23 protein-coding genes, 1 tRNA gene and 2 pseudogenes are annotated in these 24,323 nt (G+C 62.3%); 8 read left to right on the top strand and 18 right to left on the bottom strand.

Annotated elements, in window-relative coordinates; genetic code table 11:
• The first annotated feature begins 11 nt into the window (after nucleotides 1–11).
• On the top strand, nucleotides 12–566 hold the full coding sequence (locus QQJ98_RS11030) for a helix-turn-helix domain-containing protein (protein ID WP_284325382.1): 555 nt from the start codon (nucleotides 12–14) through the stop codon (nucleotides 564–566).
• Between the two features lie 108 nt (nucleotides 567–674).
• On the opposite strand, the gene QQJ98_RS11025 is transcribed toward QQJ98_RS11030, so the two are convergent.
• Complete coding sequence (locus QQJ98_RS11025; RefSeq protein ID WP_284325381.1) at nucleotides 675–3,107, bottom strand: GcvT family protein; 2,433 nt, start codon at nucleotides 3,105–3,107, stop codon at nucleotides 675–677.
• Between the two features lie 128 nt (nucleotides 3,108–3,235).
• On the opposite strand from QQJ98_RS11025, the gene QQJ98_RS11020 reads away from it, so the two are divergent.
• Complete coding sequence (locus tag QQJ98_RS11020) at nucleotides 3,236–4,147, top strand: LysR family transcriptional regulator (RefSeq protein ID WP_284325380.1); 912 nt, start codon at nucleotides 3,236–3,238, stop codon at nucleotides 4,145–4,147.
• Between the two features lie 3 nt (nucleotides 4,148–4,150).
• On the opposite strand, the gene QQJ98_RS11015 is transcribed toward QQJ98_RS11020, so the two are convergent.
• The 5 genes and pseudogenes from QQJ98_RS11015 to QQJ98_RS11000 form a co-directional block, all read right to left on the bottom strand.
• Nucleotides 4,151–5,110, bottom strand: coding sequence for a CehA/McbA family metallohydrolase (locus QQJ98_RS11015; protein ID WP_284325379.1), 960 nt, complete (start codon nucleotides 5,108–5,110; stop codon nucleotides 4,151–4,153).
• A gap of 70 nt (nucleotides 5,111–5,180) precedes the next feature.
• On the bottom strand, nucleotides 5,181–5,909 hold the full coding sequence (locus QQJ98_RS11010) for an SDR family oxidoreductase (RefSeq protein WP_284325378.1): 729 nt from the start codon (nucleotides 5,907–5,909) through the stop codon (nucleotides 5,181–5,183).
• Nucleotides 5,910–6,042: 133 nt separating this feature from the next.
• Nucleotides 6,043–6,147: pseudogene (locus QQJ98_RS19865) on the bottom strand (diacylglycerol kinase); the annotation flags it as partial.
• A 189-nt stretch (nucleotides 6,148–6,336) separates the two neighbouring features.
• Nucleotides 6,337–6,412, bottom strand: a tRNA-Thr gene (locus QQJ98_RS11005).
• 50 nt (nucleotides 6,413–6,462) lie between these two features.
• The gene (locus tag QQJ98_RS11000) at nucleotides 6,463–8,106 is read right to left on the bottom strand and encodes an ABC transporter permease (protein WP_284325377.1); all 1,644 of its coding nucleotides are present in this window, start codon (nucleotides 8,104–8,106) and stop codon (nucleotides 6,463–6,465) included.
• 111 nt (nucleotides 8,107–8,217) lie between these two features.
• On the opposite strand from QQJ98_RS11000, the gene QQJ98_RS10995 reads away from it, so the two are divergent.
• Entirely contained in the window at nucleotides 8,218–9,090 is an 873-nt protein-coding gene (locus tag QQJ98_RS10995) for a hypothetical protein (protein WP_284325376.1), read from the top strand.
• Between the two features lie 209 nt (nucleotides 9,091–9,299).
• On the opposite strand, the gene QQJ98_RS10990 is transcribed toward QQJ98_RS10995, so the two are convergent.
• Nucleotides 9,300–9,551, bottom strand: coding sequence for a DUF2312 domain-containing protein (locus QQJ98_RS10990; protein ID WP_284325375.1), 252 nt, complete (start codon nucleotides 9,549–9,551; stop codon nucleotides 9,300–9,302).
• Between the two features lie 133 nt (nucleotides 9,552–9,684).
• On the opposite strand from QQJ98_RS10990, the gene QQJ98_RS10985 reads away from it, so the two are divergent.
• A complete protein-coding gene (locus tag QQJ98_RS10985) occupies nucleotides 9,685–9,900 on the top strand; it encodes a hypothetical protein (RefSeq protein ID WP_284325374.1) in 216 nt (71 codons plus the stop codon).
• Nucleotides 9,901–9,925: 25 nt separating this feature from the next.
• Here the strand turns inward: QQJ98_RS10985 and QQJ98_RS10980 are convergent, their stop codons facing one another.
• Complete coding sequence (locus QQJ98_RS10980) at nucleotides 9,926–11,746, bottom strand: enoyl-CoA hydratase/isomerase family protein (protein WP_284325373.1); 1,821 nt, start codon at nucleotides 11,744–11,746, stop codon at nucleotides 9,926–9,928.
• A gap of 441 nt (nucleotides 11,747–12,187) precedes the next feature.
• Between QQJ98_RS10980 and QQJ98_RS10975 the strand changes: the two genes are divergently transcribed.
• From QQJ98_RS10975 to QQJ98_RS10960, 4 genes and pseudogenes are all read left to right on the top strand, one after another.
• Nucleotides 12,188–13,051: an MBL fold metallo-hydrolase gene (locus QQJ98_RS10975; RefSeq protein ID WP_284325372.1), complete on the top strand. Its 864-nt coding sequence runs from the start codon at nucleotides 12,188–12,190 to the stop codon at nucleotides 13,049–13,051.
• A gap of 18 nt (nucleotides 13,052–13,069) precedes the next feature.
• Entirely contained in the window at nucleotides 13,070–13,486 is a 417-nt protein-coding gene (locus tag QQJ98_RS10970; RefSeq protein ID WP_284325585.1) for a YeeE/YedE family protein, read from the top strand.
• Nucleotides 13,486–13,917: pseudogene (locus tag QQJ98_RS10965) on the top strand (DUF6691 family protein); the annotation flags it as partial. The gene QQJ98_RS10970 and the pseudogene QQJ98_RS10965, both read left to right, overlap by 1 nt.
• Before the next feature lie 12 nt (nucleotides 13,918–13,929).
• Complete coding sequence (locus tag QQJ98_RS10960; RefSeq protein WP_284325584.1) at nucleotides 13,930–14,361, top strand: protein tyrosine phosphatase family protein; 432 nt, start codon at nucleotides 13,930–13,932, stop codon at nucleotides 14,359–14,361.
• Nucleotides 14,362–14,544: 183 nt separating this feature from the next.
• Here QQJ98_RS10960 and QQJ98_RS10955 read toward each other — a convergent pair whose 3' ends face one another.
• The 10 genes from QQJ98_RS10955 to QQJ98_RS10910 form a co-directional block, all read right to left on the bottom strand.
• Nucleotides 14,545–15,519 carry a FliM/FliN family flagellar motor switch protein gene (locus QQJ98_RS10955; protein WP_284325371.1) on the bottom strand — a complete coding sequence of 325 codons (975 nt, stop codon included), beginning with the start codon at nucleotides 15,517–15,519 and terminating at the stop codon, nucleotides 14,545–14,547.
• A gap of 78 nt (nucleotides 15,520–15,597) precedes the next feature.
• The gene (locus QQJ98_RS10950; RefSeq protein ID WP_284325370.1) at nucleotides 15,598–18,321 is read right to left on the bottom strand and encodes an ATP-binding protein; all 2,724 of its coding nucleotides are present in this window, start codon (nucleotides 18,319–18,321) and stop codon (nucleotides 15,598–15,600) included.
• Nucleotides 18,321–18,653, bottom strand: a complete 333-nt coding sequence (locus QQJ98_RS10945) for a hypothetical protein (RefSeq protein ID WP_284325369.1) — start codon at nucleotides 18,651–18,653, stop codon at nucleotides 18,321–18,323. Before QQJ98_RS10945 ends, QQJ98_RS10950 begins: the two co-directional genes overlap by 1 nt.
• The gene (locus QQJ98_RS10940) at nucleotides 18,653–19,018 is read right to left on the bottom strand and encodes a response regulator transcription factor (RefSeq protein WP_431307806.1); all 366 of its coding nucleotides are present in this window, start codon (nucleotides 19,016–19,018) and stop codon (nucleotides 18,653–18,655) included. The genes QQJ98_RS10945 and QQJ98_RS10940 overlap by 1 nt, the downstream gene beginning before the upstream one ends.
• 131 nt (nucleotides 19,019–19,149) lie before the next feature.
• A complete protein-coding gene (locus QQJ98_RS10935; RefSeq protein ID WP_284325368.1) occupies nucleotides 19,150–20,385 on the bottom strand; it encodes a helix-turn-helix transcriptional regulator in 1,236 nt (411 codons plus the stop codon).
• Between the two features lie 292 nt (nucleotides 20,386–20,677).
• Nucleotides 20,678–21,658 carry an ABC transporter substrate-binding protein gene (locus QQJ98_RS10930; protein WP_284325367.1) on the bottom strand — a complete coding sequence of 327 codons (981 nt, stop codon included), beginning with the start codon at nucleotides 21,656–21,658 and terminating at the stop codon, nucleotides 20,678–20,680.
• 66 nt (nucleotides 21,659–21,724) lie between these two features.
• A complete protein-coding gene (locus QQJ98_RS10925) occupies nucleotides 21,725–22,576 on the bottom strand; it encodes an ABC transporter permease (protein ID WP_284325366.1) in 852 nt (283 codons plus the stop codon).
• Nucleotides 22,573–23,433 (bottom strand): ABC transporter permease, encoded by an 861-nt coding sequence (locus QQJ98_RS10920; protein ID WP_284325365.1) that lies wholly within the window; start codon nucleotides 23,431–23,433, stop codon nucleotides 22,573–22,575. The genes QQJ98_RS10925 and QQJ98_RS10920 overlap by 4 nt, the downstream gene beginning before the upstream one ends.
• Entirely contained in the window at nucleotides 23,430–23,762 is a 333-nt protein-coding gene (locus QQJ98_RS10915) for a DMT family transporter (RefSeq protein ID WP_284325364.1), read from the bottom strand. Before QQJ98_RS10915 ends, QQJ98_RS10920 begins: the two co-directional genes overlap by 4 nt.
• Nucleotides 23,759–24,262 (bottom strand): hypothetical protein, encoded by a 504-nt coding sequence (locus QQJ98_RS10910; RefSeq protein ID WP_284325363.1) that lies wholly within the window; start codon nucleotides 24,260–24,262, stop codon nucleotides 23,759–23,761. Before QQJ98_RS10910 ends, QQJ98_RS10915 begins: the two co-directional genes overlap by 4 nt.
• Between the last annotated feature and the right edge of the window lie 61 nt (nucleotides 24,263–24,323).

The following is a 24,323-nucleotide window of genomic DNA, read 5'->3' as shown; positions in this document are numbered from 1 at the left end:
AGGAGATCCTGATGAGCGAACAGGTCGGCCAAGACATCCGCGCCCTGCGCAAAGCGCGCGGGCTTACTCTGGCGGCGTTGGCCGAGGCCGTGGGACGTTCGGTCGGCTGGCTGAGCCAGGTCGAACGCGGTCAGACCCTGCCCGCGATCCCCGACCTTGCGCGGCTTGGCGAAACCCTGGGCGTGACGATCAGCTTCTTCTTCCGCGCCGCAAACCGCAACCCGGCCGAACGTGGTCTGATCCAGCGTGCCGCCGACCGCAGCGCGATTGGCGACGCCGGCGCGGGGTTGACCGAGGAACTGCTCTCCCCAAGCCTTGGTGGCAGCTTCGAGATGCTGAAATCCACCCTCGCGCCGCATGCTCACAGCCAGATCCTGCACCCGACCCCGCCGCGCGAAGATGGCGGCGTGGTGATTGCGGGCCAATTCATCCTGACCATCGGCGCGCAAGATTTCCATCTCGACACCGGCGACAGCTTTCAATTCGCGGGCAAATCCTACAGCTGGCGCAACCCACATGACGCGCCCGCCGTCGTGCTGTGGGTGATCTCTCCGCCGGTTTACTGACATCGCCATCCTACGCCTTCATCTTGGCAAAAATACTCTGGAGTCGTCATGGGTTTCACCATTGGCTCAAGAAACCAATGACTGGGGGCTGGCCCCCGCCGTGGTCATTCAAGCGCGGATGCGCTCGTTCTTGGGATCCCATAGCGGCGCGTCTTCCTGCACCACTGCAGGATAGCGTTTCCCGAAAATCTCAACTTCCACCGCCTGCCCCGGTTGGTTCAGATCGGCGCGCAGCATGCCAAGGCCGATACACGCGCCAACCCGGTGGCCGTAATAGCCGCTGGTGAGTTCACCCACCACCTGATCGCCTGCCCAGATCGTTGACATATAGGGAGGGTCTTGATCGCCGGCCTCAATCAGCAGGGTGCAGAACCGCTTGCCCACGCCGCGCTGTTTTTGCGCCAGCAGAGCGGCTTTGCCGGGGAAATCTTGCGGTTTGTCAAATTTGATAAAGCGCTCCAACCCACCCTCAAGCAGGGTGTAATCGGTGGAAAGATCACCCTTCCACGCCCGATAGCCCTTTTCAATCCGCAAGGAATTCAGCGCGAACATGCCGAACGGCTTGGCCCCAGCCGCCAAGATCGCGTCGTAGATTGCGGGCATCCGGGCGGGTGTTGCATGCACCTCCCAGCCCAGTTCCCCAGCAAAGCTGACGCGGAACAAAGCGCAGTCTTGGCCCGCCACCACAGCGCCCTGCGCGCTGAGCCAAGGTGCTGTCAGGTCAGCGGAAGTGAGGCCTGCCAAAACGTCGCGCGATTTCGGGCCGGTGACGATGATGCAGGTGAAATCCTCGGTGCGGTCGCGCAAGGTCAGCCCCTCGGCCAACTCGCGGCGCAACCAATCGCCGTCATGGCTTTGCGCCACAGCGGCGGTGATCAGGGTGAAGGCATCTTCCTCGCGCCGCACCACCGACATTTCCGTCACAATCCGGCCCTTGTCATCCGGAAAATAAGCCAGCCCCAGACGGCCAACCTTTGGCAATCCGCCCGAAATGCGCCCCGCCAACCACTCGGCAGCCCCCGGACCTTCGAGTTCAAAGCGAGAGAACCCCGGCAGATCGAGCACGCCCGCGCCGTCGCGCACTGCCTCACATTCCGCCTTCACTGCGCCAAACCAAGGCCCTGCGCGGTCCCATGTGCGCTGACCTGCCTCTGTCGTATCATCGCCCGAGCGCGCATACCACAACGGGCGCTCCCAGCCATTGAATGGGCCAAACTGCGCGCCCAAAGCTGCGGTGCGGTCGTGCAACGGAGACAGCTTTTTGCCGCGCCCCTCGCCCCAGACGTGGTGCGGAAAGTGGATGGCGTATTCGTGGCCATACACTTCCATGCCCTTGGCAACGCAATAGTCCTGATCTTCAAACCCGGTAAAGCGGCGCGGATCGCAGGACCACATATCCCATTCGGTAGCGCCTTGGGTGATCCATTCGGCCAAAACCTTGCCCGCGCCGCCCGCCTGACAAATGCCAAAGGTGAACACACAAGCTTCGAACGCATTCGGCACACCGGGCATCGGCCCGATCAGCGGGTTGCCATCCGGCGTGTAGGGGATTGGGCCGTTGATCACTTTGGTCAGTGGCGCAGTTTCCAACAGAGGCACGCGGGCCATGGCGTCGGTGATATACCACTCCAAGCGCTCCAGATCGTCGGGGAACAATTGGAAGCTGAAATCCTCGGGGAACGGATCATCTTCGCTGACCCAATGCGCCTTGCAGTTGCGCTCGTAAGGGCCAAGGTTGAAGCCGTTCTTCTCCTGCCGCAGATAGTAGCTGCTGTCGACATCGCGCAAGAGCGGCAGCTTGTGGCCGACGGCTTGGGTGCGTGCCTCGACCTCTGGCACTGTGTCGAACAGCATGTACTGATGGCTCATCACCATCATTGGCACGTCGCGGCCAAACCATTTGCCGACTTCGCGCGCATAATAGCCCGCCGCATTGACCACGATTTCGCAGCGAATATCGCCCTTGTGGGTTTCCACCACCCAAGTGTCACCCTCGCGCCGCACGCCGGTTGCAGGGCAGAACCGCTCAATCCGCCCGCCCATCTGACGCGCGCCCTTCGCCAATGCCTGTGTCAACTGCGCCGGGTCAATATCGCCATCATTCGGATCATAGAGCGCGCCCAGCAAGTCGTGCGCTTCGATGAACGGATAAATCTCTTTCAGCTCTGCCGGGGTCAGCAGCTTCAGATCCATGCCCTGATAGCGCCCCATGCCAACAACGCGCCGAAATTCCTGCATCCGCTCTTCGGTATGTGCCAGCCGGACCGAGCCTGTCACCGAATAGTTCATCGGATAATCCACGGCTTCGCCAAGCCCGCGATACAACTCTGCCGAATAACGCTGCATGTTCATCAGCGACCAGCTGGAAGAGAACGTCGGCACATTGCCCGCCGCGTGCCAGGTGGAACCCGCTGTCAGCTCGTTTTTCTCAAGCAGAACACAATCGGTCCACCCCGCCTTGCACAGATGATACAAGCCAGAGGCACCAACAGCACCCCCGCCAATGATGACAACGCGCGCAGTTTTGGGGAAATCCGACATCTCTTGCTCCGGCTTGGGTCGCCCCCTTATCAATCGGCGGCTTAACGCTTTCAATTGCCTTGAAGCCGCGCTATTGATCGAGTGAACCGATCAGATCAAAACTTCGGACAAAAACGGCGGAGCACAGCATGCAGATCGAACTTCTGGATACCTTTCTTGACCTTGTGGAAACCCGCAGCTTTCACCGCACGGCGGATCGGCTGAATGTGACGCAATCGACCGTGTCGGCCCGCGTGCAAACGCTTGAGGCTGCGGTCGGTGCGCGGCTGTTCACCAGATCACGCGCGGGCACCGATCTGACCACCGAGGGCCAGCGGTTTGAAACCCATGCCCGCATGCTGCGCCGCGACTGGAATGAAGCCAAGCGCGCCGTGGCCCCCGCGGGTGAAGCCACAGCCACCATGCGGCTTGGCATCCAGAATGACTTGGCAGATGCCTATATCGGCGACCTTTTGTCAGATTTCCGCAAGATGTTTTCGCAAATGGCGTTTTACATCGAGCCCGATTATTCGGCCCAGATGTGTGCCGATGTCGTGGCGGGCGTGCAGGATTTCGCGGTGCTGTTCACGCCAAAACCGCATCCTGATCTGCATTTTGTCAGCCTTGCCGATCTGCCTTACCGGCTGATCAGCTCGGATGCCGAAACCCGCGCCGAGATAAATCTGAAAACCTATATCTCGGGGCATTTCTCGCCCGCGTTTGAGCAGGCGCACCGCGCCGCCCTGCCGGAACTGGTCGGCGCCCCCTTGGCGGTGGGCCAAAGCTCGACCATTGCATCCTTGCTGCTGGCGATGGGTGGCTCTGGCTTTGTCATGGCCGAAAAGGCGGCCGAGATGGTCGCCACCGGTCGCTTCAAATACATCGCCGATGTCGAGCCTATCGACCAGCCGGTGTTTGCGGCGATGCATCTGCGCCAGCGGGTGTCAAAGCCGCACCGCAAGCTGACGCGGATGCTGGCCCGCCGCCTGATGCGCGTGGGGCCAGCCAGCACACCCGCGACGGCTGCGGAAACGCCCGAGCCTGCCGAGCCGCAGCTGTAGCCGCTAGCCCGCCACGCGCGGGTTTTTGGCAGGCACGCCTTCAACCCAGATCGGGTTGGACCAAGCCCGCTTGCCCGCCGCATCAATCACGGCAACCCGCAGCCAAGGCGAGTTATTCAAGCGCGCCAGCGGCACTTCGGCGCGGGTCAGGGATTGGCCATGCACGGCCTTGGCACCAGTGCCGTGTCCAATCGCCACAACCGACACCACAGCCGAACATTCGACCACCACCTTGTCGCCCTCAATGCGCACATCGCGCAGTTCAGGCCCTTGGCTGGAATAGAAATGGCCCGCCTTAAGCGCGGCAAGCAAAGCCTCGGGGGTGTTGGCCTCAGATTTCACCATCACCCAGCCGCCAAAGAAATCCGGCTCTGAGAAATGGGCATCATCGGTGGCGATCATGCTCAGACGCCGCCCCTCGGTCAGCAAAAGATCAGCGATTGCAAAGCCATCCGGGCGATCACAGCCAAAATCGCAGCCGGTGTTATAGACCTCGACCGCATGGGCGGCGGTGATGCTGCGGGCATCCGCCAGCGTCAGCCCCGACCATTGCGGATGCGCAATCGCCACGAACGCCCCCGCCGCAACCGCACGCGCGGCAATCTCGGGCCCGGTTTCCTGCCCCGCCACGGGGATAAAACCGGGGCTGTTTGACGGTGCAAAATCGCTGGGCAAGCCCACCGCCAGAATATGCCACAGCTCGCCATTCGACATGGCACCCGAATGAAGCTCTGCCCCCAGAATTGTGGTGAAAGCTGCATCGCGCATCGGCTTTGTATCGACAATCGGATAGCCATAAAGACCTACGAAATGATCGGTCAGCGCCAGAAAGTCATACCCTTCGGCCTTGTAACGGCGGCAGACCTCTTCAGGTGCCAGCACGCCATCAGAGCGGGTGGAATGGGTGTGCAGATTGCCGCGCCAAAAGCGGCCAGCGGCGGAGAAAGCGGGATCGCGTTGCATGTCAGGTTCCTTGGGCAAATCTTTTGCCGCACAGTAGCCAAGTCGCGGTGACAGTCCAGTGACAGCCCACCTAGCCGCGCCCGATATAGGGCATATCCCGCGCCATGATTGTCATGAAGGGCACATTCACCGACAAAGGCAGGCTGGCCATATGCAAGACCGCATCGGCCACATGGGTCACATCCATCACCGGCTCTACCGCGATCTGGCCATTGGCCTGCGGTACACCTTTGGTAAATCCCACCGCCATATCGGTCAGCGCATTGCCAATGTCGATTTGCCCCGCCGCGATGTCAAACGGCCGTCCATCCAAGCCCAAAGTCCGCGTCAGCCCCGTCACCGCATGTTTTGACATCGTATAGGGGGCCGAGCCGGGCCGTGGCACATGCGCCGAAATCGAGCCGTTGTTGATGATTCGCCCGCCACGCGGCATCTGCGCCCGCATCAGCCGAAACGCTGCACGCGCGCATAAAAACATGCCGGTGATATTGGTGTTGCTGACCGCCAACCATTGCTCGATCGAGATTTCGTCAATCGTCGCCGCCGGAGCCGAAATGCCCGCATTGTTGAACAGCACATCCAACCGAGGCAACTTGGCAAATGCCGCATCTACATCATTCGGGTTGCGCACATCCGCCGCCAGCAACAGCGCCGCCGCGCCGTCTGCCGTTTCCGCCAAGGCCTCCAGCCGCCGCCCCATCAACGCCACCCGCCAGCCCGCCGCCAGAAACGCCCGCGCCGTCGCCCGGCCAATGCCAGACCCCGCCCCTGTGATCAAAATAGTCTTGCCGTCGGTCATCCGTTGCCCCCCAATTCAGGGGCCAAAGGTAGCCATGCCCTTGAAAAGCGCAAGCAGCGCAAACGACCAAGTCACGATATAGCCAAGCCCCAACTCCGCCAAAGCAGCCGAACCCGCGTCTTTTGAAAGCCTTGGTCAGCGGATGCTGTTCGGTTGAGATATAGTCAATCGCGGCCTCAATCGCCGCATTTACCAAATTCAGCGCCAACAAAAGCAGCCCATCCGCCACGATCAATACACAGGCGCAATATTGGGTCGCAAGATCAGCGGCATCACCCTAGCCGCAAGATTGCCCCCGGCCCAGTGGCGCAGACCTTTCGCGGCCCGCCAGCGCCTACCTCGCCGTGCGCAAACTCCGCGCCGCGTCTTCAGACACAGGAACCGCAAGCCCCGTTTCCGAGCATATTACGTCTTCAAATATAAAAAGTGGTGCCCCCATCAGGATTCGAACCCGAGACCCCCTGATTACAAATCAGGTGCTCTACCAGCTGAGCTATAAGGGCAGTTCCCCTCAGATATCGACAGCCGCGCCCGGGTGCAAGTGGTTTGCACGTCAGTCTTGCCGGGTGGCGCGCACCAGCAGCGCCACGGCTACGAGGCCCATTGCGGTGACGATCAGCGCAGCGGGGGCGGCCTCGCCGATCTGCTCAAGGCTCGCCAGCTCATAGACCCTTGTCGCTAAGGTATTGAAATTGAACGGGCGCAGCAGCAAGGTTGCGGGCAATTCCTTGACACATTCGACAAAAACCACCAGCAGCGCCGCCAAAACCGAGCCGCGCATCAGCGGCAGATACACCTCGCGCAAAGTCCCACCCGCCCCGCGCCCCAAACTGCGTGCGGCCATCGGCAAAGACGGCGAGATCCGCCCAAACGCCGAATCCACTGCACCCTGAGCGATGCCAAAGAACCGCACCAGATAGGCCAACACGATTGCAGCTGACGTGCCCGTCAGCATCAGGCCCGGATCATGCCCCGTCACCGCCGCCACTGCATCCGCCACCCGGTGATCCAGCGCCGCCAGCGGCACCAGCAAGCCCACCGCCAGCACAGCGCCGGGCATGGCATAGCCAAGCGAGGTCAGTGGCAACACGCTGCGCGCCAGCCGCCGCCCGGCCATCCGCACCGCGTAGATCAAGATCAGCGCTGCCGAGACGGTCAACACTGCTGCGATACCACCGACGATCACGGTGTTCAGCGCGGCCTCGGCCAAACCCGGTGCGAGCCACATCTGCGGCTTTGCCAAGGCATGGCCCAGCATCACCGCCGTCGGCAGCACAAAGCCCAACAGGAACGGTACTGCACATAAAGCCGCCGCCGCCACGGCCCAAATCCCTTGCAGCACGATCGGGCTGACCGGACGGCTGGCGCGCGAGGGTCGGTGAAAACGCGCACGCCGCCGCCCAAGGTATTCGACGCTCAGCAGCACTAGGACCAGCACCAGAATGACACCTGCGATCTGTGCGGCCCCCCCGGCATTGCCGCCGTTCAACCAAGTTGAAAACACCCCTGTTGTCAGCGTCTGCACACCAAAGGTCGCCACCGTGCCGAAATCGGCCACCGTCTCCATCATCACCAGCGCCACACCTGCGGCAATCGCCGGACGCACCAGCGGCAGGCCCAGCCGCCAGAACATCCCCCAAGGCCCCAAGCCCAGTGCCCGCGCGACCTCATAGCTGGCCCCAGACTGCTCGCGCAGGGCCGCACGGGTCATCAGATAGACATAGGGATAGAACGCGGACGCGAGCACCAGAATGGCTGTGGGCTCCGAGTGTATTTCGGGAAACCAGTAATCGCGCGCCGAATTCCAGCCGAATATGCCGCGCAACGCGCCTTGTAGGGGCCCCGCATAGTCCAGAAAATCCACCAAAGCATAGGCGCCGACATAGGCCGGAATAGCCATCGGAAACAGCAATGCGTATTCCAGAAAACGGCTACCCGGAAAGCGATACATCACCACCAGCCAAGCCGCCCCCGCCCCCATCGCCGCAGCCAGCACCCCGACACCAAACATCATCCGCACTGTCGCGGTAAAGTAGCGCGGCAACACGGTGGACAGCAGATGCGGCCAGATGTTTTCGGTGGGGTGGAACGCAATCCAGATCACCGCAAGCAGCGGCACCAGCACAACCCCGGCCACCCCCAGCGCTGCAAGCGACCACAGATCAAACCGCGCCCACCCGCGCCATTTGCGCCGCATCTGACTGTTTTGCTGGCTTTGCATCGCGGCCTGATAACGGAAAGCGGTTTCCCTGTAAAGAAAACCGACTATAGTTGCGCCAACAAGAACAAGCAGGCAGGCCCTCTTCCGATGCGGATCGTCTATCACCTTGGCGCGCACTTCACCGATGAAGAGCGGCTGTTGAAATGTCTTTTGAATAACCGCGAGGTGCTATCGCAGCATGGCATCGTGGTGCCGGGCCCCAAACGCTATCGCAACCTGTTGCGCGACACCGCGATCCAGCTGAAAGGTCAGGCCGCCAACCGCGACACGCAGGCCCTGATCCTTGACAAGATCATGGAAGAAGACATCGCCGACCGCATGGTGCTGTCATGGGACAGTTTTTTGTCGCTGGCACCTTGGGCGTTGGATGGCACCCTCTATCCGGCTGCCGGAGAGCGGGTGCGCGCGTTTAGCCAGATCTTCCCGGAAATTGAGGCCGAATTTCATCTGGCGATCCGCAATCCGGCGACTTTTCTGCCAGCCCTGCTGCAAAAACTGCCGAACAAAAGCTACACTGACTTCATCGGCAAAGCCAACATTTACGACCTGCATTGGTCGCAAGTCGTCCAACGGATCCTGACCATCAACCCCGATATTCCGCTGACGATCTGGTGCGACGAAGACACGCCGCTGGTCTGGCCCGAAGTGTTGCGCGCGGTCTCGGGTCTGCCCGATGATGTGGTGCTGGAGGGTGAGGATGATCTGCTGGCCACGCTGATGTCGGGCGAGGGTCTGACCCGGTTGCGCAGCTATCTCGACAGCCATCCGCCAGCTTCGGTGATGCAACGGCGCAAGATCGTCTCGGCGTTCCTTGACAAGTTTGCCCTGCCCGACCGCATCGCCACCGAGGTTGACATGCCCGGCTGGACCGAGGCCACGGTGGACGAGCTGACCGCGCTTTACGACGAAGATGTTTACCGCATCAGCCATATGCCCGGCGTTCAGTTCATCGCGCCCTAAATCCGCGGCCGGAAAGCTGAGCCAGCCAGCCGGGCCGGGTTCACCGCCCCGCGCGTCCATGGGATATTTCTGCACCGTGTCTGCACAGCGGATGCGTGAGATCGAAGAAACAGCCGGATTTCGCCCACGGTTTTAACAAAGCAAAAGCCGAGCAGCGGCTTTGCGCGACTCGGCTTGTAGAACATCGTCGCAGATGCGCAGCGCGCCGCTTACTGCATGCCCAATGCGGATTTATACATCTCGATGATGGCTTCTTCTTCGGCAATCTCGTCAGGCTTGCGCTTGCGCAATGCGATCACTTTGCGCATGACTTTGGTGTCATAGCCGCGGCCTTTCGCCTCGGCGAACAACTCTTTTTCCTGCTCGGCCACGTCTTTTTTCTCAGACGCCAGCTGCTCGGCACGTTCGATGAACTGGCGCAGCTCGTCAGCGGTCACGGTATAGGCGGATACGTCATTCATCGCGTGGGGCTCTTTTTGCTGAGGGTTGCGCCGTTCCTATATGGCGCGGCGCGCAGGATCAAGCGTGCAGCGGTTGGGGTTGCAAGGCGCCGCTTGCGACGTTACCGAAGCAACAGATTTGAAGGAGTGGCGGATGCATAGTGTGATCTGGATCGGGACGGCGCTGACCGTTGCAGGCATCATGGGCCTGTTGTGGTGCATCAAACTGGTGCTTGGAATCAAACGCCAAGCGCTGCCAGATGATCAGGCCCGGCTTGCAATGCAGCGGGTCGTGGTCTGGAATGTCGGCGCGCTTGCGGTGTCTTTTCTGGGGCTGATTCTGGTGGTTGTAGGCGTGATATTGGCCTGATCTGGCTCAGGCTGATCCCGCCCCCCTAATCCAGCCGGTTCAGAGCCGCAAAATTCTGACCATCGGCGATCAGGCGATCAAGCAGCAGATCGGGCGCGTAAAGCGCGGGTGCATGCTCCGCGCGTTTGCGCAGATAGGCGCGCAGCACCAATAGGCCGCGCTGGTCAGCCTGAAACAATGGCCCACCGTGCCAGCGCGGGAAAATCCCGTTCAGCACCGCTGCGGCATCGACATCAGACGGCCTGCGCGCAACCCCTTGACTCATCAGCCGCGCGCCTTCATTGGCCAGTGCCGCGAGACAGGCATCCAGCACCGCCCGCGCCTCGGGCCCGGTGTTTGGCACTGCACCCTTGGCCCCAAAGCCATAAGATCCCAGCGCCGCCGCAATCACACCCCGCGCTGTGCCGTCCCGCTCCAGCTGCGCGATGGCCGCTGATAATGTCGCCCGCAGTCGTTGCTCGATCGGGCCTCCCGGCCCTGTCACCAGCACCACCCAACCCAAGCGCCGCCCAAGCGCAAGCCCAAGCGCTGCAAGCGTCGGTGGCGCTTGCGGCCCCACACCAAGCTCGGCGATTAGTCCCGCAGCAGGTGCCGCACGCAGCGCAACTTTGCCGCCCGCGTCGTGCAACGGCAAAGCCGCCATTTGGATCTGCGGCACATCCGATGCGGTAAAGCCTGCGCCAATCTCGCCGCCCGCCTGCGCATTGTTCAGCACAAGATCAACCGGGCCGACCGCCACCGATCCAGTGGTCAGTCGCGCCCAATCGGCATCACGGGCTTCAGCAGTCAGCCGCCCTGCGGCCACCGCAACCTCTTGCCGCTCGGCAATTTTCTGCAACGCGGCGACCAGCGCATCCCGAGACGGATCAAACAGACACACCCGTAACCCCGCCGCCAAAGCCTGTGCCACCAGATCGGCGCCAAACCCCGCAGCCCCCCAGACCGCAAGACTGCTCAACGGCCCGACGGTGGCCTGCGCCAGCCATGCCGGTGGGAAAGCTGCCCGACGTTCAGCCTGAAATGCGTGCTGCAAGCCCCGCGCTTCGGCAGATGCTGCCAAATCCTCATAGGCCGCTGCCTCAAAAGCCAGCCCCTGCGCAAACGGCAACAACTGCGCTGCCGCCACACAATCAATCAACCGCGATACAGCAGGCAGTGGTGTGCCCTGATGTTTCAGCCGCGCAGCCGCAACCGCCGCCTGATAGGCCTTGCCATCGCGCAAACCCTCGCCGCGATCCCCTGCCTTGACCCATGCACCGCCCACAGCCATCTGTCGCGCCATGCCAGCCGCTTGGGCGCGCAGATCCCCCTCGACCACCTGATCGACCAAGCCGATCAACAGCGCCTGCGTCGCCGACAGCGCGCCGGGCTCCAGCAGCAGCTTCAACGCCGCAGCCGCCCCCACCAAACGCGGCAGGCGCTGGCTTGACCCGGCCTCGGGCACCAGACCAAGCGCAACCGCAGGCAGCCCAAGTTGCGCCGCCGGGGCGGCAATGCGACCATGCGCTGCCAAAGCCAGTTCCAGCCCCGCCCCCATCGTGCTGCCATTCAGGGCCACAATCACAGGCTTCGGAAAATTTTCCACCTGCGCACAAAGTGTCGCAAGGCTGGGTTCTTGCACTGACTGTCCGCCCTCACTCAGAGTGGCCCCCGCCGAGAAGGCCGCGATGTCCGAGGCAATCACAACCGCGCTGACATCTGCCGCCAGCCCCAGCGCCAAACTCTTGGACAAGGCGGCGCGCAAGGGATGCGTCATCGAATTGACCGGAGGTTGCGCCAAAATCAGCAGCAAAACCGCCCCGTCGCGCGCCACCCGCACCGCATCCGTCACGGGTTTGCCATCCATTCCAACGCTCCACCGATAGCCTCGGGTCCATTAAGCGGCGGCAGCGCGTCAATGGCAATCCCGCAATGCAGCGCTTTGCGGAGTTGCGCCGCCACAGCAAGGCCGCGCCTGCACATTGGCGTGCTGCGATGGCGCTATCTGCCCCGGCATGATCGCCCACAAGGCCTGCATTTCTGCCAGCAACCGCCGCAGCGCAGGGCCTTGTTCAAGCCCTCGCCCCAGATCCGGCCAAGCCGCGTCACCATCAAACGCTACATGCATCGCACACATGCCAATCATCCCCCTCTATATTTGTCGCACGGATGCTGCCCTCATCCCCCCGCCCTTGTCGTTGACACAGATCAAGCCCGCACCCCGCAGGTCGCCTTGCTGCAAAACATTCCCAGATTGCACATCCCCCAGCCAAGGCTTACCCTCTTTACAACGCCGCAGGAGACCGCCATGCACCCCGCCGTTCATGCTTTTTTCGATGAAGCCACCAACACCATCACCTATCTTCTGCGCGAGCCCAACGGCCGCGCCTGTGCTGTGATCGATTCCGTGCTGGATTTTGATTATGCGTCAGGGCGCACCGATACCCGGTCGGCAGATACGGTGATTGCCTATATCCGCGCGCAAGAGCTTGATCTGCAATGGGTTTTGGAAACCCATGTCCATGCCGACCACCTCTCTGCCGCGCCCTATATCCAACAGGCTTTGGGTGGGCAGATCGGCATTGGCGACCGCATCACCGTGGTGCAGGAAACCTTCGGCAAAGTGTTCAATGAGGGCACAAGCTTTGCCCGCGACGGCAGCCAGTTCGACCGCCTGTTTGCCGAAGGCGACAGCCTGATGATCGGCCAGCTGCGCGTCGATGTGATGCACACGCCCGGCCATACCCCGGCTTGCCTGACCTATGTGGCGGGGGATGCAGCCTTTGTAGGCGACACCTTGTTCATGCCAGATTTCGGCACCGCGCGCTGCGATTTCCCCGGCGGTTCGGCGGCGGTGATGTTCGATTCCGTGCAGCGAATCGTGGCGCTGCCCGATGCCACGCGCATCTTTGTCTGCCATGATTACAAAGCGCCGGGTCGCACAGAGTTTGCGTGGGAATCCACTGTCGGCGATCAAAAAGCCCTGAACGTCCACATTGGTGCCGGCCGCAGCCGCAGCGATTTTGTCGCCCTGCGCGAGACCCGCGATGCCAGCCTCGCGATGCCGCGGCTGATCGTGCCGTCGCTGCAGATCAACATGCGCGCGGGTCAGATGCCAGCGCCAGAGGACAACGGCCTGTCCTATCTGAAAGTGCCGCTGAATGGTTTGTAAGGCAGGAGCACGGCGATGATGGATTGGTTTTGGGGCCTTGCGGGCGGGCTGATGATTGGCAGCGCAGGGGCGGTCTTCCTGCTATATAATGGCCGGGTGATGGGGGCCTCGGGCATCATTGGCGGTTTGGTCGATGGCTCTGGCTGGGGCAATTGGGCCGAGCGTCTGACGTTTCTGGCCGGGTTGATCGGCGTGCCTTATCTTCTGTCGCTGCTGATCGGCGGCGAGACTCATCTGACCTCGAACTGGTTTGTCATCGTGCTTGCGGGGCTTCTGGTCGGCATCGGCACCCGGCTGGCCAATGGTTGCACCTCGGGGCATGGAGTTTGTGGCATCTCGCGGCTGTCATGGCGCGGCATTGTCGCCACGCTGGTCTATGTCGGGGCAGGCGCGCTGACGATGGCGCTGCTGCGTCAGTTGTTTGGGGTGATCTGATGCGCCGCTATGGGTATGCCCTGCTTGCGGGTGGGTTGTTTGGCGCGGGCTTGCGGCTGTCTGGGATGACCGACACGCTGAAAGTTCAGGGCTTTCTGGATCTGTTCGGCGCTTGGGATCCGACCTTGGCCTTTGTCATGGGCGGCGCGATCCTGCCGATGGCTGCGGCTTGGCGGGTGGCATCGAAACTGGACCGCTCTTACCTCGACCTTGCGTTGCCTGGGCCAGCGACGCGCGGGATTGATCGCAATCTGGTGCTTGGTTCGGTTTTGTTCGGGATGGGCTGGGCCTTGGCCGGGCTATGCCCCGGTCCGGCGCTGGCCTCGATCAGCTTTGGCGGCAGTGGCGGTCTGGCCTTTCTATTGGCGATGCTGGTCGGTATGATCGTGGCACCCAGCCTGCGCCGCCGTCTTGACGCCGCACGCCCCAGCCCGAGGAGCAAAATGGACATTCGCGCCCTGACCCCGACCTATGCCGTGTCGCCGCAGATCGACCCGTCTGATCTGCCCGCCATCAAGGCGGCTGGCTTTACCACGGTGATCGACAACCGCCCTGATGGCGAGATCCCCGCCGATCTGCACACCCCGGTCATGCAAGCCGCGGCCGAGGCTTTGGGGCTGACCTTCATCGCAAACCCGGTGATTGGCGGCGCTATGACGATGGAAAACATCCGCATGCAGGCCGAGGTGATGGCCAATGCGACCGGGCCGGTGTTTGCCTATTGTGCCAGCGGAAACCGCTGTTCGGTGGTTTGGGCGATGATGAACGCGGGCGAGAAGCCCACCGATGATCTGATCGCCACCCCGGCCAAATTTGGCTACAATCTGGAGCCTTTGCGCGGCCAGATTGATGCGTTGGCGGCACAAAAGCGCTGATCTATCTCCGCTGTCCACGCGTGGACAGCGGCTGGCTTTGTGACAGATCAATGGCTTACGCGACGCTGTTCAGACTTTTTTAACCTCTGGCGAAGGCCGGAGTTTTCAAACCCCGTGCAGAATCTCCGTGCGAAAATCGGTATGTGGCAAACCGCCCAGCATATGCGGTCTGGCTGCGCAGCCTTATGCAGTCTGGCGCATCGGTTCGGGCAAAGCTGCCAGTGCGGTGGAGCTTTCAGCATCGGGGTCAGTCGCCACGGCACGCGGCGCGCCTGCGTTCAGACGGATCGCCCGCATGCCGCGATTTTGGCCCAGACGACCCTCGGCCAAGGGCAGCCCGTCCATGGTTTCAAACTTCACCCGCTCGATCGAGGCGCGCGGCAGGCCGATCACCTCGCCGATCTGCAAGCCCAGCACCTGAGCCAACGGCAGCGAAACCCGCGCCACCACCGCATCCAAAACACAAGAGGTCTGCTCGATCTGCGCGCCCAAGGCCTGCGCAAAGGCAAGCCCCGCCTGCGCCGCGTCCGGTGGCCCCGGCAGCGCCTGCATGGGCCGCGCGCCCTTGCCTTCTGCTGGCAGCACCAGCAGCACACTGCCTTGGCGCGCGCCCAAGCCCAAGGACAGCTCTGCCGTCATCACCCGGTAGTCGATGTCTTCCAGCACCAGCCCAAGCGGGCGCGGGTCATCCAGAAAGCTGGCATAGCGAAAGCCGCCCGCCCATTGCAAATCTGCCTCTTGCGCCAAGGATTGCTCTAACCCGTCCAAGGCGGCATCCAGCGTAGGGGCGACCATAGCCGCATCGGTGCGGGTGGGTTTGCGTGCCGCCAGCGCCAGCCCCGAAACCTTGCCCAAAGTCTGCGCTTCGATCATCGCCGCCAGCGCTGGCGGCGACAAAACCAGCAATCCCAGACCTTCGGCAGGGCCCTGCAACACCGCAATCAGCGCCTGCGGCGGCGGCAGTTCCAACACCTCGGCCAGTGATCTGCGGTGCAGGGCCAGCGATGTCACTTCAAGCGGCAGGGCCAGCATGTCGCGCGCCGCCCGCGCAAGGGCAATGCGCCAACCGCGATCCGCGCCGGGGCTGCCTTCTGCCATCAACGCCTGACTGGCAGCGATTTTGCGCCGAATGATGCCGTCTTGCTGTGCTTCTGCCACTTCGTTCCCCTGACCGGACCGCCCTGCGGCAACGATAGCCGCCCCGAAGCTAACAAAGCGTTTACAGCAGACAGGTTTTTACTGCGGCCTTTCTTGCGGCTTTTCCATTGGCCTTTCCTGTGGTTTTTCAATCCGCAGCGGTAAACTCACCCGAAAGGCCGCGCCCTTTTGCCCCGGCAGATAGCTGACCGTGCCGCCCAGATTGCCCATGATCTCGCGGCAGATCGCCAACCCCAAACCTGCGCCGCCCGCGCGGCCATCATCGCTGAGCCGGGCGAATTTCTCAAAGATCAGCCCCTGCTTGTCCTTGGCGATGCCTGCACCATTGTCGATGAAATCGACCACCACCCGCCCCCCCTTTTGCCGCACCGCAATGCGCAACACGGGTGCTTGCGCATCGCAATATTTGCGGCTGTTCGAGATCAGATTGATCAACACCTGCACCAGACGGTCAGCATCTGTGCGCAGATGAATTTCCTCTGACGCGTAGTCGCGCTGAATGTCAAAATTCCGCTCGGGCCGGGTTTGGCTGGCTGCGGCCAAAGCCCGGTCGATCATCTGCCCCAGATGCGACAGCGCCAGATCCAGATGCACCGCGCCATTTTCCAGCACCGACAAATCGAGCAGATCATCCAGCAACCGGGTGAGCCGCTTGGCTTCGGCATGGATGATCTGGCCATATTCCGCCACCCGCACCGCTGGCAGATCGCCCTCGGCCAAAATCTCGGAGAACGCCCGGATCGACGTCATCGGCGTGCGCAATTCGTGGCTGATCTGGCTGAGAAACGCATCCTTTTGCACCGAAAGCTGGGTCAGCTTTTCATTGACTTCGCGCAGTTGCCGGGCCGAGCGGGAAAGTTCGGATTGCTGACTTTCCAGCCGCGCCGAATATTCCATGATCTGCGCGGCTTCGGTGGCAACTGCCATCAGATCCTCGACCGTCACAGTGGCGCGGCCAAACAACTGGCTGATCATCGCATGCGCGGTGGCCGCGCCCACCGAGCCTGCCAAATTCCGCTCCAGCCCCGCCAGAAAGCGCGGCGTGAGGTCTGGCAGAAACCCGGCCTTGCCCTGCGCGCCTGCTTCGGCCTCAAAGAACGAGATCGCGGCTTCTTCGCCCAAAATCCGCTGCGCCATGTTAAGCAACGCCTCGGGCTCGGCCTGACCATGGGTCCAGCCGACGCGCTCGGCCTGCAATTCGTCGTCAAAGGCATTGACGAAAGCGGCACCCTGTATCCGCTCGACCGGATCGGGGAAAGACAGCAGCGATCCGATCAGATAGCCCGCCACATTCAGAGCCAGCGACCAGAAGATCGAATGGATCAGCGGATCCATCGCCCCGGTGCCAAACAGCGCCTGCGGACGCAACCATGCCAGCCCGAACAGCCCGTTTTGCAGCAGATCAGCCGAAATCAGCGCCCCCGCCCCGAACGACGGCAAAAACAGCGTGTAGCCCCAAGTGACAAAGCCAATCGACAGGCCCAACAGCGCCCCCAGCTTGCTGCCGCCACGCCAGAATATCGCACCGAGCAAGGCGGGCAACACCTGCGCCATGCCCGCAAAGGCAATCTGGCCAATCGCCGCCAGTGCGCCTGATCCGCCAGACAGCCGGAAATACGCCAGCCCCAAGGCCAGCACCATGATGATCGACAGCCGCCGCGCCAGCAAAATTGCCCCACGCAGATTGCCCGACACAGCCGCTTGCGGGCGCAGCCACAGCCAAGCGGGCATCAGGATATGGTTCGACACCATCGTGGCCAGCGCGATGGTTTCCACAATCACCATCGAGGTCGCCGAGGAAAACCCGCCCAAGAACGCCAGCAGCGCAAGACCGCCCTGCCCCTCGTGCAGCGGCAAGGTCAGCACCAGCATGTCGGGGTTTGCGCCTGCTGGCATCCGCTCCAGCCCGATCACGGCGATGGGCAGGATGAACAGGCTCATCGCGAACAGATAGGCCGGAAACGCCCACGAGGCCCGCGACAGATGCGCCTCATCGACATTCTCGACCACCAAAACCTGAAACATCCGCGGCAAAGTGATCACCGCCGCCGCCGACAGAAAAATCAGCCCCGCCCAACGCCCCGGCTGCATCGCCCACTGGGGATCGACATGCGCCTCGATGCGCGCGATCATCGCCGATGGGCCGCCGCCCAAGCCCCAGACCACGAAAATCCCCACCGCCAGCAGCGCCACCAGCTTGACCACCGCCTCAACCGCGATGGCCATGACGATGCCGTGATGCTGCTCTTTGGCGTCAAGGTTGCGGGTGCCAAACAGGATGGTGAACAAAGCCAAGCCCGCCGCCACCCAGATCGCCGTAGCGTCGCGCCCCGGCATCGCCCAAGCCTGCGGATCGCTTGCCGCAAAGGCCCCGAACGACAGTGTCACAGATTGCAACTGCAGCGCGATATAGGGCGTCGCCGCCACCACCGCGATCACCGTCACCAACACGCCAAGCAGGTTCGATTTGCCATAGCGGCTTGAAATCAGATCGGCGATCGAGGTCACCCTTTGCCTGCGCCCGATCCGCACCAGCTTGCGCAGCACCCACCACCAGCCGACAAACACCAAGGTCGGGCCCAGATAGATGGTCAGAAACTCCACTCCCGTCCGCGCCGCAGACCCCACCGCGCCGTAAAACGTCCAAGCCGTGCAATAGATCGACAAAGACAAGGTATACACCACCGGCGAGCGTAAAAACCGCATCTCGCCGCGCATCGCCCGCCGCTCGACCACAAAGGCCACCACGAACAAAAACGCCACATAGGCCAGAGAGGTCAGCACCAAGACATTGAATGGCATCAGACATCCTCGGCGGGTGCATCGGCCTCGGGCTCGGCCAAGGCGGGGGCTACATAGGCCGCAAGCCCGATCAACAGCGCCCAGACCCCGAACAGATACACGGCAACCTGCCCCGAATTGGACTTGGCCGCGACACCCGCACCCCCTGAACCTGCATCCCCCGCGCTTGCCACCGCGACAGAACCAGAACCAGCGCCCGAGCCTTCCCCCCACAGCAGCGGCAACAGCAACAGGAACAACCCAAAGATCGGCAACAGCCGCGCCGCATCCCGCCAGCGTCGCTGCCGATACACTGCCCGAGCCAGAAACAAAGGCGCGCGCGGGCCCCGCATCACGCCCCCAACAAATCCCGCACCAAGGCGCGGATTTCTGAATTGTCAAACGGCTTGCTCATAAAGGCCGACACGCCCGCCCGCTCGGCGGCCTCGCGGTCGCGCAACTGGCCCTTGGCGGTCAACATCAGGATCGGCAGGCCCGCATGATCCGGGTCGGCGCGCAAAGCCGTCAAAATCTCCAGCCCCGACATCCCCGGCAACATCGAATCCAAAATCACCAGATCAGGCCGCAGCCGCGCCACCTCGGCCAAAGCCCGCGCTCCATCCGCCAAGACCGAGACCGCCCAGCCATCGCGCGACAGAATAAACCGCAGCGCCTCGGCAATATTGGCCTCATCCTCCACCAGCAAAACCTGACGCATGATTGCTCCCCCGACCCCGACTATCCCCACAAACCCCGCCGCTGTCAAAAGCCAAGCCTTTGCCATTTCACATTGGCCCAAATATCCCCGCCGGAGGCTCCGCCCGCCTGCCCCACCACCTGCCCGCTTTCTCAGCCCTGCAAGATCGAAGGCTCGCGCCGTGCCGCACAGGCATGGCGCTGACAAATCCGGCAGGTTGACCCAATCGGCAAAGCCTCGCCCGCCCGGCCCTGCTCGGGCAAAATCAACATCGCCGCCTCGCGCAATTCCGGCCCGCGCGATCCTTGCGGAAACCGCGGCTGACAGAAGGCGCGCACCCGAAACCGCGCAGGCACCGGGCCTGCGGTCTCGACCACCATTTCAATCGGAGTCATGGGGCGTGAAAGTGCTGCAAACAGGGGCCACAGCGGGCAAGCGGCACCAAAGCGCGGCAAGCCAAAGCCCGCCAGCGGCTTGCGAAAGGTCAGTGTCCCCGAAGCGTCGCAGACCACCAGCCCCGCCTGCAGCCCCGGCTGCAAAGCGATCCGCCGGAATGCTGCCAAGACATCGCCGCCAAACCGCGCAGCCACAGCCACCGGATCGCTGCCACTTTCGGCCACCACAGCCGCAAACCCCGCCGCAGGATAGGCCGCCAGATCGCGCGCCGCCTGCGCGCGCCACTGATCCGCCATGTGCCGCGCCGCCGCTGAAACCAGCCCCCGCGTGTCCGCCCCCTGCCAATCGGTGCTGGCCAGCCAAGCCTCCAACTCTTCTTGTGGCGAGGCCAGACCCTGCTCTTCCGCCTGCCCCGCCGTATCGAGATAGCGCACCAAAGCCTCGGCCCCCAAGGCGAGCCGCTTGCTGTCATCCTGCAGATTGCCCAAAAACCGCGCCTGCCATTCCGGCTCGATATCCTGCGTTTCCGCCAAAATCGCCGCGGTTGATCGCACCGAGGCCACCGCCGACAGCACTTCGTGCAGACTGGCAGACAGATGCGGGTCTTGGCTCATGCGGTCACTCATCGCCTCCAAGGCCCGCTCCAGCCCCGCCACGCGCTGATGCAGCCCAATCACCGTGGCGGCCCAGCCCGGAAAACGCCCGGCAAAATCCTCGGATCGGTCGATCTCGGCCCCCGGCAACCGCCCTGCCGCCGCACGCAGATCATCCAGAACCGCCGCCGCGATGCCCTCTTGAAACGCCTCCACAGGTTGCCCCAAAGCCTGCGCCAGCCGCGCAAGCAGCGCATCGCCAATGCGGCGGCGGTTGTGTTCAATCAGGTTCAGATAAGACGCCGAAATTCCCACGGTCTCGGCCAGATCTGCCTGCCGCAGCCCCAACGCCACGCGCCGCTCTCGCAGGCGGCTTCCGGTCAGGGCAGAGATCGGCATGGCGTAACTCCTGATGCTGGCGCAAGATTTACAGGAAATGGAAAAGTTTACAACGGCGCGATGGCGGTGCGCTCGGTTTCAGCCTGCCCCCGCAGGCCCACGCCTCCGGGCAGCGCCTGCCCTCTGTCAGGGGTGCTTGAAGCGGTCTCAACAAACGCTCTTGCGTGGCCGGGCAAACTCTCCGCCGGAGAGTTTGCTTTCCCCGATCAGCCAAATGCGGTGTGCACTCTGGACAAAACCAAAACGGGCGCGAGGTTTCCCCCGCGCCCGTCTTACTCAAACCCGCAAAAGCTTATTGCAGCGCCTTGTCCGTCACCACATGCGTCCAAGCGCCGGTGGGTTCCTTGGTGATCACCGGATCAGAACCACCCGACATCAGCGCCGCCACTGTGCGCTTGTAATCGGCCTCGTCCAGCGCGCCATTGCTGCCAGCGGTCAGCTTGCCAATCTCGGCCACCATGCGCTTTTGATGCTCGATGGTTTGCGCACCCGTCGCGTCATTGTCGATCACGATCTGGGCTGCCTCATCGCCATTGGCTTCGGCGTATTTCCAGCCCTTCATCGAGGCGCGCACGAAGCGCACCATTTTGTCTTCAAACGCCGGGTCAGCCAGCTTGTCTTCCATGACGTAAAGCCCGTCTTCCAGCGTCGCCACACCTTCGTCTTCATATTTGAAGGTCACCAGATCTTCCGGCTTCACACCGGCATCAATCACCTGCCAATATTCGTTATAGGTCATGGTCGATATGCAAGCCGCCTGCTTTTGCAGCAGTGGATCGACGTTGAAGCCCTGCTTCAAAACAGTCACACCGCCTGCCGAGCCATCGGTTTTCAGCGCCAGCTTGTTCATCCAGTTCAGGAACGGATATTCGTTGCCACCAAACCAGACGCCCAAGGTTTTATCGGGGAAATCCGCAGGGGTCGCGACGCCAGATTCCTTCAGGCACGTCAGCATCATGCCCGAGGATTTGAACGGTTGCGCGATATTGACCAGCGCCAGACCCTTTTCGCGCGCAGCGAGGGCCGAGGGCATCCAGTCGATCACCACATCCGCGCCACCGCCCGCGATGACTTGGGTTGGGGCTACATCCGGGCCACCCGGCAGAATGGTGACGTTCAGGCCCTCTTCCTCGTAAAACCCTTTCGCGGCAGCGACGTAGTAGCCCGCGAACTGGCCTTGGGTGACCCATTTCAGTTGCAGCGTCACATCATCGGCTGCCTGTGCGCTGCCGGCAAATGCCAGAAACAGCGCCGATGTCAGTAGCTTTTTCATTCTCAACCTCCAAGTTGATGCCCGGTTTTGGGCGTTTTGGTTTCGCAAGTCTCAGTTTCGCAAGTCTCAGTTTCGTTGTGACGGATGCCAGAACGTCACCCGTTTCTCGATCAGCGCGACCAGCCCATAGAACGCCGATCCCGCCAAAGCCGCCACCGCAATCTCGGCCCAAACCATGTCGGGATTCGAGCGCCCAACCTCGGCCACGATGCGGAATCCCATGCCCACGATAGGGCTGCCGAAAAATTCAGCAACAATCGCGCCGATCAGCGCCAGAGTTGTCGCAATTTTCAGCCCGTTGAAGATAAACGGCATCGCGGCAGGCAGGCGCAGCTTGAACAGCGTCTGCCAGTAGCTGGCCGAATAGGTCGCCATCAGATCGCGCTGCATGGTGTCACTGGCCGCAAGCCCCGCAATCGTGTTCACCAGCACCGGAAAGAACACCATCACCACCACGACCGCCGCCTTCGATTGCCAGTCAAAGCCGAACCACATCACCAGAATAGGCGCGATGCCAACAATCGGCAGGGCTGCAACAAAATTCCCCACCGGCAACAACCCCGCTTGCAGGAACGGCGAGCGGTCGATGGCCACGGCGGTCAGGATCGCCGCCGCGCAGCCAATCGCATAGCCCGACAAAGCGCCCTTGAAGAAGGTTTGCACCACATCGGCCCAAAGCGTCGGCCCGCTGGTTCCGATCCGCGCGATCACATCACTCGGCGGTGGCAGGATGATCTTGTTGACGCCGTAAGCCGTCACCCCTGCCTGCCACAGCACCAGCACCGCCACACCGAACACCAATGGCACCGCATAGCGCACCCAAGACGCGCGCGCCTTCGAGAGTTCGGAATTCAGCAACCAAGTGCCAACCCAGAACGCCAGCAAACACCACAACCTTGGGTCCACAATCCAGCTCATCGTGCCATCCCCATCCTCTTCAGCACACGCCCCTCAATCCGCCCGGCCAACATCACCAGCACCGCCGCCAAGATCGCCGACAGGAACAAAGCCGCCCAGATTTGCGTGGTCTGGCCGTAATAAGACCCCTGCAACAGCCGCGCGCCAAGCCCGGCTTGCTGGTTCAACTCGGCCACAATCGCGCCGACAAGGCTTGCGGCAATCGCCACCTTCACGCTTGCAAAGAAGTAGGGCATCGAGGACGGCAGCCGCAGTTTCCAGAACACAGCACTGCCGGGGGTGGCATAGGTTTGCAGCAGATCAAGCTGCATCGCATCCGGGCTGCGCAGGCCTTTCACCATGCCCACCACCACCGGGAAGAATGAGAGGTAAGCCGAGATCACCGCCTTGGTCATCAGTGGCGTCGCCCCCACCGCGTTCATCACCACCGCCAGCATCGGCGCCAATGCGATGATCGGCACCATCTGGCTGGCAATCGCCCAAGGCAAAACGCTCATCTCCATCGCGCGGTTGTAAACGATGCCAACTGCCAGCAAGACGCCCAACGTCGTGCCCATCGCAAAGCCCAGCAGAGTGCCGGAAATCGTCACCCAAGCGTGATAGACCAGCGATTTCTTAGAACTTGGCGCAAGGCCAAGCGTGGATTTGACCAATTCCGAGAACACCTGATGCGGGCTTGGCAACACCGGGCGGTCCTGATCCAGCGTCAGCCCGGGCAGTTGCAGCAATGTTGGGGCCGCCTGCTCTGCACGCGCCGCCTGATCATAGGCCCAAGGCGCGTTCATCCAGATCGCCGCCGCGTACCAGACCGCGACGATGATCAGAAGGACAGTCAGGATCGGGGCCGCGCGCCTCATGCCTGCCCCCCCGGCCATGCGATCATCAACACGGCGACCACGCCCAAAGCCATCCCGGCCAATTGCAACGGACTGGGCTTTTCGCCAAACACCACCATCGCCATCGCCGTGATCGCCACCAGTTGAAACACCACCGACAAGGCAATCGCCACGCCAAGGCCGTTGCCGCGCATCACCTGCACCATCAGCGTATTGCCCAGACAGAACAAAGCCAGCGCCCCGGCCAGCACCCAAATACCGCCCTGCTGCGCATAGGTCTTCAGCACGCCGTTCGCCGCGACAAACACGGCGGTCGAGGCGGCCAGCCACGCCAGCGTCACAAGGCTCATCTTTTGCCCCCCTGCCAGTCATAGGTCGCCCAGAGCGTCACGCCATCTTTGACCACGCTGTCATTGACGCGCACCATCACCGCACTGGTGCCCGCAGGGTCGCTGGCCACGGGGCGAAACCTCAGATCAAGGTCCAGCGGTTGAAACGTGCCTTCCGCATCCAGCAAACGCCCCTTGTAGCAAGGCACATCCTTCACAAAGTCAGAGCTTTCGGCCGTGGCATCAACAAAATGCACCTTGCAATGCAGTGAAACGTCACGGTCGGCGGCACCTTCGCGCGCGAAAAACGCAAGCTCAAGCCGCAAGACTTCGCGGCGCGGCACCACATCGGCCAGCGCGCCCGATGCGTCATGCACCACCCGCGCACGGATCGACAGATCGTCGTCGATCTTGGCCCAATGTTCGGGCTTTGGCGGATGAGAACCCAGACCATAGGCGTCAACTTCGGTCTCTGCCGCGACGGGCGATGCAAGCGCCAGCAGCAGCGCCAGCGCGATCACGCGTAAGGCCCCTATATGGCCCTTTCCCATACGGTTTCCATATCGTTCATCTTTGGGTAAC

The sequence above is a fragment of the Cypionkella aquatica genome (genome assembly GCF_030161095.1).
GTDB classification, from domain to species: Bacteria; Pseudomonadota; Alphaproteobacteria; order Rhodobacterales; family Rhodobacteraceae; genus Cypionkella; species Cypionkella aquatica.
This window is presented reverse-complemented; position numbering and strand designations above follow the sequence as displayed.